The 14,753-nt window shown below is 73.4% G+C and carries 14 protein-coding genes; 9 read left to right on the forward strand and 5 right to left on the reverse strand.

From position 1 onward, the window contains the following. Positions 1–111: 111 nt before the first annotated feature. Positions 112–636 (reverse strand): PadR family transcriptional regulator, encoded by a 525-nt coding sequence (locus tag OG937_30945; protein WUD75796.1) that lies wholly within the window; start codon positions 634–636, stop codon positions 112–114. A 106-nt stretch (positions 637–742) separates the two neighbouring features. Here OG937_30945 and OG937_30950 point away from each other — a divergent pair, with 106 nt between their 5' ends. Beyond that, entirely contained in the window at positions 743–2,143 is a 1,401-nt protein-coding gene (locus tag OG937_30950) for an MATE family efflux transporter (protein ID WUD75797.1), read from the forward strand. Here OG937_30950 and OG937_30955 read toward each other — a convergent pair. Next, positions 2,025–3,275 (reverse strand): DUF2029 domain-containing protein, encoded by a 1,251-nt coding sequence (locus tag OG937_30955; protein WUD75798.1) that lies wholly within the window; start codon positions 3,273–3,275, stop codon positions 2,025–2,027. The genes OG937_30950 and OG937_30955 overlap by 119 nt on opposite strands. Positions 3,276–3,411: 136 nt before the next feature. On the opposite strand from OG937_30955, the gene OG937_30960 reads away from it, so the two are divergent. Together OG937_30960 and OG937_30965 are read left to right on the forward strand one after the other, a co-directional pair. Beyond that, entirely contained in the window at positions 3,412–4,542 is a 1,131-nt protein-coding gene (locus OG937_30960; protein ID WUD75799.1) for a glycosyltransferase family 4 protein, read from the forward strand. Between the two features lie 55 nt (positions 4,543–4,597). Then, positions 4,598–6,217: a GMC oxidoreductase gene (locus OG937_30965; protein WUD75800.1), complete on the forward strand. Its 1,620-nt coding sequence runs from the start codon at positions 4,598–4,600 to the stop codon at positions 6,215–6,217. A 76-nt stretch (positions 6,218–6,293) separates the two neighbouring features. Here the strand turns inward: OG937_30965 and OG937_30970 are convergent, their stop codons facing one another. Next, positions 6,294–8,090, reverse strand: a complete 1,797-nt coding sequence (locus OG937_30970; GenBank protein ID WUD75801.1) for an AMP-dependent synthetase/ligase — start codon at positions 8,088–8,090, stop codon at positions 6,294–6,296. Positions 8,091–8,374: 284 nt separating this feature from the next. On the opposite strand from OG937_30970, the gene OG937_30975 reads away from it, so the two are divergent. The 6 genes from OG937_30975 (at position 8,375) to OG937_31000 (ending at position 13,324) form a co-directional block, all read left to right on the forward strand. Continuing rightward, entirely contained in the window at positions 8,375–9,142 is a 768-nt protein-coding gene (locus OG937_30975) for a metallophosphoesterase (GenBank protein ID WUD75802.1), read from the forward strand. 97 nt (positions 9,143–9,239) lie between these two features. Continuing rightward, a complete protein-coding gene (locus OG937_30980; GenBank protein ID WUD75803.1) occupies positions 9,240–9,683 on the forward strand; it encodes an SRPBCC family protein in 444 nt (147 codons plus the stop codon). 1 nt (position 9,684) lies between these two features. Next, positions 9,685–10,917: an ArsA family ATPase gene (locus tag OG937_30985; protein ID WUD75804.1), complete on the forward strand. Its 1,233-nt coding sequence runs from the start codon at positions 9,685–9,687 to the stop codon at positions 10,915–10,917. 68 nt (positions 10,918–10,985) lie between these two features. Further along, a complete protein-coding gene (locus tag OG937_30990; GenBank protein ID WUD75805.1) occupies positions 10,986–11,387 on the forward strand; it encodes a DUF5304 domain-containing protein in 402 nt (133 codons plus the stop codon). A gap of 104 nt (positions 11,388–11,491) precedes the next feature. Further along, the gene (locus OG937_30995) at positions 11,492–12,433 is read left to right on the forward strand and encodes an ROK family glucokinase (protein WUD75806.1); all 942 of its coding nucleotides are present in this window, start codon (positions 11,492–11,494) and stop codon (positions 12,431–12,433) included. A gap of 126 nt (positions 12,434–12,559) precedes the next feature. Further along, positions 12,560–13,324: an endonuclease/exonuclease/phosphatase family protein gene (locus OG937_31000; GenBank protein WUD75807.1), complete on the forward strand. Its 765-nt coding sequence runs from the start codon at positions 12,560–12,562 to the stop codon at positions 13,322–13,324. A 9-nt stretch (positions 13,325–13,333) separates the two neighbouring features. Here OG937_31000 and OG937_31005 read toward each other — a convergent pair whose 3' ends face one another. Continuing rightward, the gene (locus tag OG937_31005; protein ID WUD75808.1) at positions 13,334–13,906 is read right to left on the reverse strand and encodes a hypothetical protein; all 573 of its coding nucleotides are present in this window, start codon (positions 13,904–13,906) and stop codon (positions 13,334–13,336) included. Then, positions 13,899–14,684 (reverse strand): alpha/beta fold hydrolase, encoded by a 786-nt coding sequence (locus OG937_31010; protein WUD75809.1) that lies wholly within the window; start codon positions 14,682–14,684, stop codon positions 13,899–13,901. The genes OG937_31005 and OG937_31010 overlap by 8 nt, the downstream gene beginning before the upstream one ends. Between the last annotated feature and the right edge of the window lie 69 nt (positions 14,685–14,753).

Here is a 14,753-nt window from a genome sequence, read left to right on the forward strand (position 1 = left end):
GGGAGCACGGGGCGTCGCCGGCCACGCGCCTGGCTCCGCCGGGCGGCAGCCGGGCGTACCCCGTCCCGTGCCCGTCCGGCGGGCATACCGTGCGTCCGGACGGCGTACGGCTCAGGCGGTGAGGTCCGCGAGGGCCTCCGTGAGCCATTCGCGCTCCGCGTGGCCCGTGGCGCGGGCGACGCGGAGCATGCCCTGGCGGAAGGGGTCGTCCGCCTCCTCGGCGCGCACCGGCCTGCCGCGGTCGTAGAAGAAGCTGGAGGGGGTCTCCAGGAACTCCAGCCGGCGCCGCAGCACCGCCGCCTGGGCCGTCGCGTCGGGCAGGTGCCTCAGGAAGGCCAGCACGGCGAAGAAGCGGGTGGAGTCGGTGATCTCGATCGGCTTGGGGTCGCGGAGCCGGGCGAGCAGCCGCGCGCGCCCGGTGTCGGTGAGCGACAGCACGCGGCGCGGTGCGGCGCCGACACCCGGCTCGGTGTGCTCGCTGACCAGTCCGGCGGAGGTGAGGCGGTTGATGGCCGGGTAGAGCGCGCCGTCGCTGACCGGGCGGACGTGGCCGTTGAGTGCGGCGATGCGCTCCTTGAGCTCGTAGCCGTGCAGGGATTCCTTGAACAGGAAGCCCAGGATCGTCAGCTCCAGCACCGTTCGCCACCTTTCTCGATCATGCGTTCGCACTTGCCCGTGTGGTGCCATGATGATACCTCTAAACGTGGTATCTCGAATCGAGGTACCAGAGGGAGGGGAACCCATGACGCACCGCGCCCGGCTGGTCGCACTGGCCGGCCCGGTCTACCTGGAACTGCTCGCGGGCGTCGTCGCCGGGATCATCGACGTGCTGTGGGTGGCGCGGCTCGGCGGCGGGGGAGCGGCCGTCGCGGCCGTGGCGGTGGCCACGAACACCGAGAACGTGCTGCTCGGGGTCGTGCTGATGGCCGCGCAGGGGACGACGGTGCTGGTCTCGCGGGCCGCCGGAGCGCGGGACCCGGCGGCGGTCAGGGCGGCGGTCCGCGGCGGCTGGGCGCTGTGCGCGCTGCTGACCCCGGCCGTGGCCGTCGGCGGTCTCCTGTGCCGGGAGCCGCTCGCGGCGCTGCTGCTCGGTGCCCACGGCGACCCGGCGGCGGTCCGCCTCGCGGCCGGGTACTTCGCGGTCTCGCTCCCCGGCACCGCGGTGTTCTACGCCCAGAACACCCTGGACGGGGTCTTCAAGGGCGCCGGCGACACCCGCACCCCGATGCGGCTCGCGCTGCTGGCGGGCGGGCTGATCCTGCTCCTCGACCCGTTCCTGATCCACGCCCTCGGGGTGCGGGGCGCCGCCGTGGCCACCGTCGCGGGCCGGGCCGTGGCCCTCGCCGCGGGGCTGGCGCTGCTGCGCCGGAACCCCCTGGTGCGGCAGGCCGCGCAGGTGCCGCCCGCCGAACCGGTGGCGGCCGCGCTGCGCCGTACCGCCGTGACCGGGGCGCCGATGGCGGCGGACTTCCTGGTCCGGATGGCCGGCACGCTGACCCTGGTGGTGATCGTGGCCCGGCTGGGCGTCGCCCAGGTCGCGGCGTACGGGATCGCGACCAAGGCGATGTACGTGGCGACGATGGGCTTCTACGCCGTGCGCCAGGCGGCCTCGATCCACACCGCGTACCACCTGGGCGCCGGCCGCGACGAGCGGCACGCGATAGGCCGCCGGGCCCTGCTGCTCGGCGGCGGGCTGGGACTCCTCGCGGCGGTCGTCCTGCTGCCCGCCGCGCCGTGGATCATGGCCGCCTTCGGCGCGGAGCCCGGCGTGGCGGCGGCCGGGACGGTCTTCCTGCGCACGCTGGGCCCGTACCTGGTGTTGCTGGGGTGCTTCATCGCGCTGGGCGGCGTCTTCCAGGGCGGCGGCGGGGCCACCTTGCTGGTCCGGGTGACCCTGGTGGGCACGGCGGTGCAGCTGCCGCTGGCCTACGCGCTGGCGGGCCCCGCCGGGCTGGGGCTCGTGGGCGTCGGCGTGGCGCTGGCCGTCGCGGCGGGGTTGCAGTGCCTGGCCGTGACGGCGGCCTTCACCAGGTCAGCAGCTTCTCGGCGTCCTGGCCGTGCTCGGGCACAGGTGTGGCCGGAGCCCTGCGCGCCCTCTCCGGCAGGCCCGTCGAAGCCACCCACAGCCGGCGGCAGGCGATGACGGAGGCGGCCACCAGCAGGCCGTTGCGGAGCAGCAGCAGGGCGATGCCGAGGTCGGTGCTGCCGACGACGTCGGCGAAGCGCACCGGGAACTCGTACAGGGTGAGCACCGTCGCCGCCAGCACCAGCACCGCGGGCAGTGCCATCACGCTGGCCCGCAGCGTGAGGCAGACGGCCGCCAGGCCGATCAGCCAGATCATGTACTGCGGGCTGATCACCCGGCTGGTCGTGGTGAACAGCAGCACCGCGGTGAACGCGGCGTCGAAGGGCGTGCTCGGGCCGTACGTCCGGGTCCGCAGCCGCCACAGCAGCAGCCAGGCGAAGGCCACCGCGGTCAGCCCGAGGGCGAGGTCGCTGACCAGGCCCACGTAGGGCCCGAGGAACTCCACCGAGCCGTAGTTGAGCAGGACCTGACCCTGCCAGCCGTGGTGCCGGGCGATGTGGAAGACCAGGGAGCCCAGGGACTCCACCTCGGTGCCCCGCTCGCCCTGGAAGCGCAGGAAGGCGAAGGCCCCCGGCATCCACAGCCAGAAGCCCAGGGCGAGGACGCCCGCCCCGGCCACGGCCGCCGTCCAGATCCGGCGGTCGCGGACCCCGGTGAGCAGCAGCACCGGCCAGACCTTGAGCATCGCGCCGAACGCGATCAGCGCCCCCGCGACCCTGGGGCGGCGCACCGTGGCCAGCAGCGCGGCCATGGCGACGGCGGTGACCATCACGTCGTAGCGCGCGTACGCGGTCGGCCCCAGCAGCGGCACGCCCAGCACCCACACGTAGGCGCCGGCCACCCGCCGTCCCTCGCCGCGCGAACCGCGCAGCAGCAGCGCGAAGGCGACGAGGTCGGCGGCGCAGGCGAGCCAGAAGAACGCGGTCGCGTAGTCGAGGAACGGCAGCATCGCGGGAGCGAGCACCGCGAGCGCGGCGGCGGGCGGGTACTGCCAGGTGACGTCGTGGTGGGGGAAGGTGCCGGTCCGCAGGACCTCGTACCAGCCGTGGTAGATCACCGAGACGTCGGTGGTCACGTCCAGCGGGGACAGGGTGAGCACCTTGAAGACGTAGAGCAGCAGCACGACCCGGGTGGCCGCCCAGGCGAGGACCGGCCCGACCGGGAGCCGCTTGCCACTGTCGCCTGCCATGTCCACCTCGTCGAATCGGTTCTGCTGTGGTGATGATGCACGATGCCGGTCTCACCCGTGGACAGGCTGTGGAGCTTAGACGCGCGGGGGGCCGCGGTCGGTTGCCGCGGACCGCACCGGATACCCTCGGCGACGTATGGACAAGACCTTGATCGTCACCAACGACTTCCCGCCACGCCCCGGTGGCATCCAGGCGTTCGTGCACAGCATGGCGCTGCGCCTCGATCCCGGCCGGGTGGTGGTGTACGCGTCGACCTGGCGGGACGGCTCCGAGGTTGCCGCGTTCGACGCCGAGCAGCCCTTCCCGGTCGTACGTGATCGTACGACGATGTTGCTGCCGACCCCGAGAGTGACCCGGCGGGCCGCCGAGCTCCTGCGTGAGCACGGCTGCACCTCGGTGTGGTTCGGGGCGGCGGCCCCGCTCGGGCTGATGGCGCCCGCGCTGCGGAAGGCCGGGGCCCGCCGGCTGGTGGCGACGACCCACGGGCACGAGGCGGGGTGGGCGCAGCTGCCCGCGAGCCGCGGGCTGCTGCGGCGGATCGGCGAGGGCACCGACACGATCACCTACCTGGGTGAGTACACCCGGTCCCGGATCGCCCGGGCGCTGACGCCGCAGGCCGCCGGGCGCATGGTGCAACTGCCTCCGGGCGTGGACGAGAAGACCTTCCACCCGGCCTCCGGCGGCGAGGCGGTGCGCGCCCGGCTCGGGCTCACCGACCGGCCGGTGGTCGTCTGCGTCTCCCGCCTGGTGCCGCGCAAGGGCCAGGACACCCTCATCGAGGCGATGCCGCTGATCCTGGCCGCCCAGCCCGACGCCGTCCTGCTCGTCGTGGGCGGCGGCCCGTACGCGGACGACCTGAAGCGGCTCGCCGAGCGGACCGGGGTGGCGGAGTCGGTGCGGTTCACCGGGGCCGTGCCCTGGCAGGAGCTGCCCGCGCACTTCGGCGCGGGGGACGTCTTCGCCATGCCGTGCCGCACGCGCCGCGGCGGGCTGGACGTCGAGGGGCTCGGCATCGTCTACCTGGAGGCCTCGGCCACCGGCCTGCCGGTCGTCGCGGGCGACTCCGGCGGGGCGCCGGACGCGGTGCTGGACGGCGAGACCGGCTGGGTGGTGCGCGGCGGGGAGCCCGCGGAGGCCGCCGAGCGGATCCTGGTGCTGCTGGGCGACGCGGAACTGCGGCGCCGTATGGGCGAGCGCGGACGCAAGTGGGTCGAGGACGCCTGGCGGTGGGATCTGCTCGCGGAGCGGCTGAAGGCCCTCTTGTAAAAGACCATGAGCGCACGGTATGGGCGGAATCCGCTGTTCCGCCCATGATGCGCCCATGACAGCAAACCTGACGCGCCGTCAGATTCTGGGCCTCGCCGCCCTGCAGACGGCATCCGTGATGGGTCTCACCCGCATCGGGCTCTCCCCGGCCGCCGCGGCGGCCGGGGAGCCCGCCGGCTACGCACCGGCCGTCGTCGTCGGCTCCGGCTACGGAGGCGCGGTCGCGGCGTTACGCCTGGCCGAGGCGGGCGTGAGCACCCTCGTACTGGAGATGGGGCGGGCGTGGGACACGCCGGCCTCCGACGGCAAGGTCTTCTGCAACACCGCCTCGCCGGACCGGCGCTCCATGTGGTTCCGCACCCGCACCGCGGCACCCCTGGCCACCTTCCTCTGGCTCGACGTGGTCAACAAGGACATCACCCCGTACCCCGGCGTCCTGGACCGCGTCGACCACCCCGGCATGTCCGTCTACGTCGGCCGCGGCGTCGGCGGCGGATCCCTCGTCAACGGCGGCATGGCCGTCACACCGGACCGCGGCTACTTCCGGGAGGTCCTCCCGCAGGTCGACGCGGACGCCATGTACGGCACGTGGTTCCCGCTGGCCAACCGCATGCTCGGCGTCAACACCATCGCGCCCGACTGGTTCGAGGGCACCGAGTGGTACCAGTTCACCCGTGTCTCCCGCGCCCAGGCCGCCAGGGCCGGGCTCGCCACCACCTTCGTGCCCAACGTCTACGACTTCGGCCACATGCAGCGCGAGGCCGCCGGCACCGCCACCAAGTCGGCCCTGGCCCAGGAGGTCATCTACGGCAACAACTTCGGCAAGCGCAGCCTCGACCGGACCTACCTCGCCGCCGCGCTCGGCACCGGCAACGTCACCATCGAGACGCTCAGCCACGTGAAGGCGGTCCGCCGCGACCCCGACGGCACCTACGTGCTCACGGTCGCGCAGACCGACCTCACCGGCACCGTCGTCGCCACCCGCGAGGTCGGCTGCGGCGCCCTGTTCCTCGCCGCGGGCAGCCTCGGCACCACCGAACTGCTGCTGCGCGCCAGGGAGACGGGCGCCCTGCCCGACCTCAGCCCCGCCGTCGGCAAGGGCTGGGCGGGCAACGGCAACATCATGCTCGGCCGCGCCAACCACCTGTGGAACCCCACCGGCGCCCACCAGTCGACCATCCCCGTGATGGGCATCAACGACTGGAACAACGCCGCCAACCCGGTGTTCGCCGAGATCGCCCCGCTCCCCATCGGCCTGGAGACGTGGATCAGCCTCTACCTCGCGATCACCAAGAACCCCGAGCGGGGCACCTTCGTCTACGACCCTGCCACCGACGCGGCCGTGCTGAACTGGACCCGCTCCCAGAACCAGCCCTCGGTCGCCGCAGCGAAGACCCTCTTCGACCGCGTCAACCGGGCCAACGCCACCATCTACCGCTACGACCTGTTCGGCGGTAACCGGGTGTTCGCCGACGACTTCTGCTACCACCCGCTCGGCGGCTGCGTCCTCGGCAGCGCCACCGACGCCTACGGCCGCGCGAACGGCTACGACGGCCTGTACGTCGTCGACGGCTCGCTCGTCCCGGGCTCCATCGGGGTCAACCCGTTCGTCACCATCACCGCCCTGGCCGAGCGCACCATGGCCAGGGTCCTGGCCCAGGACGGGATCACCTAGGAACGCCGGTGGCCGCCGTACGCCCGAGGCGCACGGCGGCCACCGGCGATGTGGGTGAGGGCCCGTCAGCGCGGGCTCACCTGCCGTAGATCGCGGCGATCTCGTCCGCGAAGTCCCGCAGTACCACGTTGCGCTTCAGCTTCAGCGAGGGCGTCACGTGACCGGACTCCTCGGTGAACTGCGTGGCCAGGACGCGGAACTTCTTGACCGCCTCCGCCTTGGACACCGCGGCGTTGCCGTCGTCGATCGCCGACTGCACCTCGGCCAGCAGCTCCGCGTCCTCGCGCAGCTCCGCGACGGTGCGGCCGGACTTGCCGTGCTGCTCGGCCCAGCGGGGCAGGAACTCCTCGTCCAGGGTGACCAGCGCGCCGATGAAGGGCTTGCCGTCGCCGACCACCATGCACTCGGCGACCAGCGCGTGGGCGCGGATGCGGTCCTCGATCACGGCCGGGGCGACGTTCTTGCCGCCCGCGGTGACGATGATCTCCTTCTTGCGGCCGGTGATGGTGATGTAGCCGTCCTCGTCCAGCGTCCCGATGTCGCCGGTGTGGAACCAGCCGTCCGTGACGGCCTCGGCGGTGGCCGCCTCGTTGTTCCAGTAGCCCGCGAACAGGTGCTCGCCGTGGAGCAGGACCTCGCCGTCGTCGGCGATGCGGACCGTGGAGCCCGGCAGCGGCTGGCCGACGGTGCCGATCTTGGTGCGGTTCCAGGGGTTGAAGGCGGTGGCCGCACAGGACTCGGTCAGGCCGTAGCCCTCCAGCACCGTGAAGCCGATGCCGCGGTAGAAGTGGCCCAGCCGCTCGCCCAGCGGGGCCCCACCGGAGATCGAGTACTCGGCGCGGCCGCCGAGCACGGCGCGCAGCTTGCTGTAGACCAGCCGGTCGAAGACCTTGTGCTTGAACTTCAGGCCGAGCGAGGCACCGCCGGCCGAGTCCAGCGCGCGGCTGTACTCGATCGCCACGTCGGTGGCCTTGTCGAAGATCTTCCCCTTGCCGCCGGCCTGCGCCTGGGCGCGCGCGGAGTTGTAGACCTTCTCGAAGACCCGCGGCACGCCCAGCAGCAGCGTCGGGCGGAAGGCGGCCAGTTCGCCGGTAAGGTTCTTGATGTCGCTGACGTGCCCGAGTTTGATCGGCGCCATGATGGCGGCGACCTCGACCAGCCGGCCGAAGACGTGCGCGAGCGGCAGGAAGAGCAGGATCGAGGAGTCCCCGGTGCGGAAGAGCGGCTTCAGGCGCTCCACGACGTTGCCGCACTCCGCGAAGAACGCGCGGTGCGTGAGCACGCAGCCCTTGGGGCGCCCGGTGGTGCCGGAGGTGTACACGATGGTGGCCGGCGAGTCGGCCTTGGCCCAGGCGCTGCGCTCGTCCACGGTCGCCTCGGCGACGTCCGTGCCGGCCGCGCCGAGCGTCTCCACCGCGCCCGCCTCGATCCGCCACACGTGCTTCAGCTGCGGCAGGCGGTCGCGCACCGACTCCACGGACTTCTCGTGGGCCTCGGTCTCCACCACGGCGGCGACGGCGCCGGAGTCGCCGAGGATCCACTCGACCTGCTCGGCGGAGGAGGTCTCGTAGACCGGGACGGTGACCGCGCCCGCGCTCCAGATGGCGAAGTCGAACAGCGTCCACTCGTAGCGGGTGCGGGAGATCAGGGCCACCCGGTCGCCGGGCTGCACGCCCGAGGCGATCAGGCCCTTGGCGGCGGCGCGTACCTCGGCGAGGAAGGCGGTCGAGGTGACGTCGGCCCAGTCACCGGCCGCGGTCTTCCGGGCGATGACGGCAACGTCCGGATGCTGAGCGGCGTTGCGGCGGATGAGATCCGTCAGATTGCCGTCCGCGGGGACCTCGTAGAGAGCCGGAAGGCTGAACTCGCGCAAAACTGCTGCTCCTCATCGGCGCCGGCGGCGGTGCTGGCTGCGTCCACTGCATGGTTGAGCGTGGAACGGACGGCCTGGACGTTACCCACCGGTAAAGCTTCAGCGGTAGGGGGTGCCGTGTAGATGTTTTGTGTGTCACATCGTCGTCACACGCCGCAGGCTCACCGCGACACCGTGCGGATCCACTGGTCGGAAGCCTAGTCGAGGCCTCCGGTGACCCGCAGGTAACCGGAGCCCCGGTGTGCCCTCCCCAACCCCGCCCGGCGCGTCCTACAGTGATCGTCATGCGGGTCCATGTCGTCAGTGACGTCCACGGCGCCTCCGAGGCCCTCGCCGCGGCCGGCGAGGGCGCGGACGCGCTGATCTGCCTCGGCGACCTGATCCTCTTCCTCGACTACGCCGACCACTCGCGGGGCATCTTCCCCGACCTCTTCGGGGCCGAGAACGCCTCCCGCATGGTCGGGCTGCGCACCGCCCTGCGCTGGGACGAGGCCCGCGCCCTCGACCGCGAACTGTGGGCGGGGCTCGGCACCGACCGGCGCACCGCCATCGAGTCCGCCGTGCGCCGCCAGTACGCCGAGCTGTTCGCCGCGTTCCCCACCCCGACGTACGCCACCTACGGCAACGTCGACATCCCCGCGCTCTGGCCGGAGTACGCCCGGCCCGGCACCACGGTGCTCGACGGCACCACCACCGAGATCGGCGGCCTGGTCTTCGGTTTCGTCGGCGGCGGGCTGCGCACCCCGTACCGCACCCCGTACGAGATCGACGACGAGACGTACGCCGCCAAGGTGGCCGCCCTCGGCGAGGTCGACGTGCTGTGCTCGCACATCCCGCCCGCCGTCCCCGAGCTCTGCTACGACACCGTCGCCCGGCGCCTCGAACGCGGCAGCGAGGCACTGCTCGACGCGATCCGCCGGGTGCGCCCCCGCTACGCGCTCTTCGGCCACGTCCACCAGCCGCTCGTGCCGCGGATGCGCCTGGGCAGGACCGAATGCGTCAACGTCGGCCACTTCAACTCCACCCGGACACCCTGGGCACTGCGATGGTGACCGCCCCGGCGGTCTCCGGCCGCCCGACCAGGCGGTAGCCTTCACCAGCAGACGTACAACAGCAGGTACGACGCGACGTCCCGGAGGGGCCACGGCGATGGCGGAACACACCAGGTCGAGCATCACCATCGACGCGGCCCCGGCCGATGTCATGGGCGTCATCGCGGACTTCGCCCGGTACCCGGAGTGGACCGGCGAGGTGAAGGAGGCCGAGATCCTCTCCGCCGGCGGCGACGGCCGTGCCGAGCAGGTCAGGCTCCTCCTGGACGCGGGCGCCATCAAGGACGACCACACCCTCGCCTACACCTGGGTGGGCGACAACGAGGTCCGCTGGACCCTGGTCAAGTCCCAGATGCTGCGCACCCTGGACGGCGCCTACATCCTGGCCCCGCTGGAGGACGGCAAGCGCACCGAGGTCACCTACCAGCTGACCGTCGACGTCAAGATCCCCATGCTCGGCATGATCAAGCGCAAGGCCGAGAAGGTCATCATCGACCGCGCCCTCGCCGGCCTGAAGAAGCGCGTCGAGTCCCAGGGCTGACGTGCGCACGCTCCTGGTCACCGGCACGGGCGGCGCCGGGCGCACGACGGTCGCCGCCGCCACGGCCGTGGCCGCGAGCACGCCCGGGCGGCGTGTGCTGCTGCTCTCCACCGACCGCGACGCCTCCCTCGACGGGGTCCTGGGCCCGGTGCCGCCCCCGGCCGGGGACGGCGGTGGTCCGCGGCCGGACGGGGCGGCGCCCCTGCCCATCGCGCCGGTCGGGTCCGTACCGGGTCTGTGGGCCGCGCGCGTCGACGCGGCCGCCGCCTTCCGGGCCGACGCCGGGGCCGTCCAGCAACGCCTGGGCTCCCTGCTCGACCTGCTCGGCGCGGCCCCGCTGGACCCCGAGGAACTGACCGAACTCCCCGGCGCCGACGCCTTCGCGCTGTTGCGCGCCCTGCGGGACACCGCCGGCGGCTGGGACCTCGTGGTCGTCGACCTCCCACCGGTCCACGACGCCCTCGCCGCCCTCGCGCTGCCCGCGCAACTGCGCCGCTACATCGCCCGGCTGGTCCCCCAGGAGCGGCAGGCCGCCCGCGCCTTGCGCCCCGTCCTCGCCCAGCTCGCCGGTGTGCCCGCGCCCGGAGCCTGGGCCTACGAGGCCGCCGCCCGCGCCGACCGGGAACTGGCCGCCGCCCAGGCCGTGATCGAGGACGCCGCCACGACCGTCCGGCTCGTCGTGGCCCCCGGCACGAACGCCGCCGACGCCGTGCGCCGGGCCCGCACCGGACTGGCCCTGTACGGCCACCGCCTCGAGGCCGTGGTCGCCAACCGGATGCTGCCCGCCGGGTCCCCGGACCCCTGGCTGACCGAACTGGCCGCCCACCGGCGCAAGGAAGTGCGCGCCCTGCGCGCGGAACTCGCCGGCACGCCCACCGCGCTCCACGAACTGCCCCACCTCGGCCGGGAACCACGCGGCGCCGAGGACCTCGCCCGGCTCGCCGCGCAGCCGCCCGCCGACGCGCCCGAGGGCCCCGCGGCGCCGCCGTGGACCACCGAGGACCGGCTCGCCGCCGAGGGCCACTTCCTCTGGCGGCTGCCACTGCCCGGCGCGACACGCGACACCGTCGACCTCGTACGCCGCGGCGACGAACTCGTCGTCGACGCCGAGGGATACCGCCGCATCCTCCCGCTGCCCTCCGCGCTGCGCCGCTGCACCGTGGCCGGTGCGGCGCTCCGCGACGGCGCGCTGCAGGTCCGGTTCGCCCCGGATCCCGGTCTTTGGCCCCGCTGAGCGCTGAAAACGCCGCCCCCGTTCGGGTACCGTCGTGGGTACCAAGCCCGGAGCCTTACGGAGCCACCATGAGCGAATCCACGGACCGCGCGGGCCGCCCCGACACCGATTCCGACGCCTGGGCCAAGGCGAGCGCGGAGGACATCGCCGCGGAGAACGCCCGCCGACGGCAGCAGGGCGGACAGACCCCCGGCAGCGCCGGCGAGGAGCTGCGGCGTCTCGCGGAAGCGGTCACCGACCGCTTGTCGATGCTCCGCAGCCCCGCCGCCGAGATGGCGGCGCAGGGACTGATCTCGCAGGTCAAGCAGGCGGTGGAGCCGATCGTCGAGCGCAACCCCGAGGTCTTCGACCACCTCGCCGCCGCGGGCGCCGAACTCCTGGCCGCCTACCGCGCGGTGGTGAGCGGACAGGAACGACGCTGGACCTCCGGCGGGGACACCCCGCCCAGCGAACGCATCGACCTGGACTGAACGGCGCGACGCGGACCCGGGACGAGCATCGGGCCCGAACAGGGCGCGGGTCGCCCTCCGGTACGGTGGGACGCAGCGGGGCTCGACCGAATACTGAGGGATACATGGGACTCACCATCGGCGTCGACATCGGCGGCACGAAGATCGCGGCCGGCGTGGTCGACGAGGAAGGCGCGATTCTCGAGATCGTCAAGGTGCCGACCCCGCAGACCTCCGAGGGGGTCGTCGACGCCATCGCGAGCGCGGTGCACGACGTCAGTGTCGGCCACACGGTCGAGGCCGTCGGCATCGGTGCCGCCGGCTACGTCGACGACAAGCGCGCCACGGTGCTCTTCGCACCCAACATCCGGTGGCGCCACGAGCCGCTGAAGGACAAGGTCGAGCAGCGCGTCGGCCTGCCCGTGGTCGTCGAGAACGACGCCAACGCCGCCGCCTGGGGCGAGTACCGCTTCGGCGCCGGCGCGGGCCACGACGACGTCATCTGCATCACCCTCGGCACCGGGCTCGGCGGCGGCATCATCATCGGCAACAAGCTGCGCCGCGGCCGTTTCGGCGTGGCCGGCGAGTTCGGGCACATCCGCATGGTGCCGGACGGTCTGCTGTGCGGCTGCGGCAGCCAGGGCTGCTGGGAGCAGTACGCCTCCGGCCGGGCACTGGTGCGCTACGCCAAGCAGCGGGCCGTCGCCCAGCCGGAGAACGCCACCCTGCTGCTGTCGCTCGGCGACGGCACGCCCGAGGGCATCCAGGGCCAGCACATCAGCCGGGCCGCGCGTGACGGCGACAAGGTCGCGATCGACTCCTTCCGCGAGCTGGCCCGCTGGGCCGGTGCCGGGCTCGCCGACCTGGCCTCGCTCTTCGACCCCTCCGCCTTCATCGTCGGCGGCGGTGTCTCCGACGAGGGCGAACTCGTCCTCGAGCCCATCCGCAAGTCCTTCCGCCGCTGGCTGGTCGGCGGCCAGTACCGGCCGCACGCCCAGGTACTCGCCGCCCAGCTCGGCGGCAAGGCCGGCCTCGTCGGCGCGGCCGACCTCGCCCGCCAGGGCTAGTCCCGGCGGTCACCCGCCCGGCACCGATGCCCCCGTCACTCCCTGCACAGGAGTGACGGGGGCACCCGGCTTCCCGGCCGGGCACACGCCGCCCCCGTGTGACCGCGCCGCCGCTACAGTGAGCCCGTGAGCGAGGGCCCGCTGCCGGAGCTGCCGGCGTCCCGTACCGAGCCGGACGGCTCCGCCGTCGTCCGCGTGCTGAGCTACAACATCCGCTCCATGCGGGACGACACCGCCGCGCTCGCCCGGGTGATCCGCGCCTGCGACCCCGACCTCGCGCTGATCCAGGAGGCACCCCGCTTCTTCCGCTGGCGCAAGGCCGTCGCCCGCCTCGCCCGCGCCTGCGGCCTGGTCGCCGTCACCGGCGGGGCCACCGCCACCGGGCCTCTCGTGCTGTCGTCCCTGCGGGTGCACGTGGAACGCGCCGAGGACGTCCTGCTGCCCCGCACACCCGGCCTGCACCGGCGCGGCTTCGCCACCGCCGTCGTGCGCGTCGGCGGAGCCCGCCTGTCCGTCGTCAGCTGCCACCTCTCGCTCCAGGCCCGCGAGCGCTACGACCAGGGCGGCATGCTGCTGGACCGGCTCGCCGCCATGGGCGAGCCGTACGCGGTCGTGGGCGGCGACCTCAACGACCGCCCGCACGGCCGCACCTTCCGCCGGCTCGCCGGCGACCTCCAGGACGCCTGGGCGGCCCGGCCCTGGGGCGGCGAGTACACCTCCACCCCGTACGACCCGCACCAGCGGATCGACGCGATCTTCACGACCCCCGGCATCGAGGTCCTCGGCTGCGGGGTCCCGCACGGCCTGCCCGGGATCACCCCGCACGACCTGAGGGCGGCCACGGACCACCTCCCGGTCCTGGCCGCCCTCAAGGTGCCCGCGTCCGCCTGACGGCGCCGGTCAGACCACGGCGCCGCCGCCCGGCAGGTCGTCGTCCTCGTCGCCGCCCGGACGCATGCGCGTCACCAGGGTGGCGAAGCCGCCGAGGAAGCCGCCGACGCCGACGGTGAGCGCCCACCACGGCATCGGCTCCTGGAAGAGGACGAAGCCGAAGATCAGCAGCGGGCCGCCCACGGCGGCCAGCCACGCGAACTTCGTCGTCACGTCCGCCTCCGGCAGCGGCGGCGGCTCCGGCGGCTCGTAGTGCCCCTCGTCCGCTTCCTCGTCGAGCGCGTAGTCACGGGGACCGGACAGCACGGGGTGCAGGACGATACGCGTCGCGTCCGGCGCCGCGGGCAGCGCGGACGGGTCCGCCGTGCCCTCGCTCCCGTCACGCTCGCCGTCGGCCCCGCCCTCGCCGTCCCGCTCCGCCGCCGGGACGTCCTCGGCCGCGGGCCAGGAACCCGTCCCGGGCTCCGGGTCCTTCTCGTACGCCGCGACGATCTCGGCCCACGCCGACTCCTCGTCCAGCGGCGCGCGCTCCGGCTCGCCGCCCTCCGGCACCTGGCGACGCTCCTCCTCGGGCTCAGCCACTGGCCGCGTCCTCCTTCTCCGCCTGCTCTCCCGCACCCGACAGCCGCTCGACGAAGGCGTACGACTCCTCGAAGACCGTCTCCGCGTCGTGGTCCAGCGTCGCAACGTGGTAACTGCGCTCCAGCACCGTCTCGGTGACGTCCGTCGACGACACCCGGCTCAGCACGACCGCCGAGTTCGACGGGTGCACCACGTGGTCGACCCGGCTGTGCAGCAGCAGGAGCGGCTGCGTCACCTGCGGCAGCTCATGGCGTACCAGCGTCCAGAAACGGCTCAGTGAGTGCACCGCCCGCAGCGGGGTGCGGTCGTAGCCGACCTCCTGCGAGCCCTCCTTCGCGATGTCGCTCGCGATGCCCGGCACGGTGGGGACGAAGTGGCGCAACAGGGGAACGACCTTCAGCTGATGGCTGTCGGCCTTGACCGAGGGGTTGACCAGGGCGATGCCACTGACCGCGGCGCCGTGCTGCGCGGCCAGCCGCAGGGTCAGGGCCCCGCCCATCGACATTCCGAAGACAAACACGCGGTCACAGCGCTCGGACAGCGCGCGGAATTCCCGGTCCACCTCCGCGTACCAGTCCTCCCAGCCGGTGAGCTGCATGTCCTGCCAGCGCGTGCCGTGCCCCGGCAGCAGCGGTACGGACACGGTCAGGCCCCGCTCGGCCAGGTACTCGGCCCACGGCCGCATGGACTGCGGTGTGCCGGTGAATCCGTGGCACAGCAGGACACCGACCTCGCCGCCGTCGTGGCGGTAGGGCTCGGCTCCGGGCATCAGCGGCACCGTACGTCTCCTGTTCGGTGGAATGCGCGAAAAGCGATACCTCACAGTACGCGGACGGCCGACACCGGG

This window comes from Streptomyces sp. NBC_00510 (genome assembly GCA_036013505.1).
Lineage (GTDB): Bacteria > Actinomycetota > Actinomycetes > Streptomycetales > Streptomycetaceae > Actinacidiphila.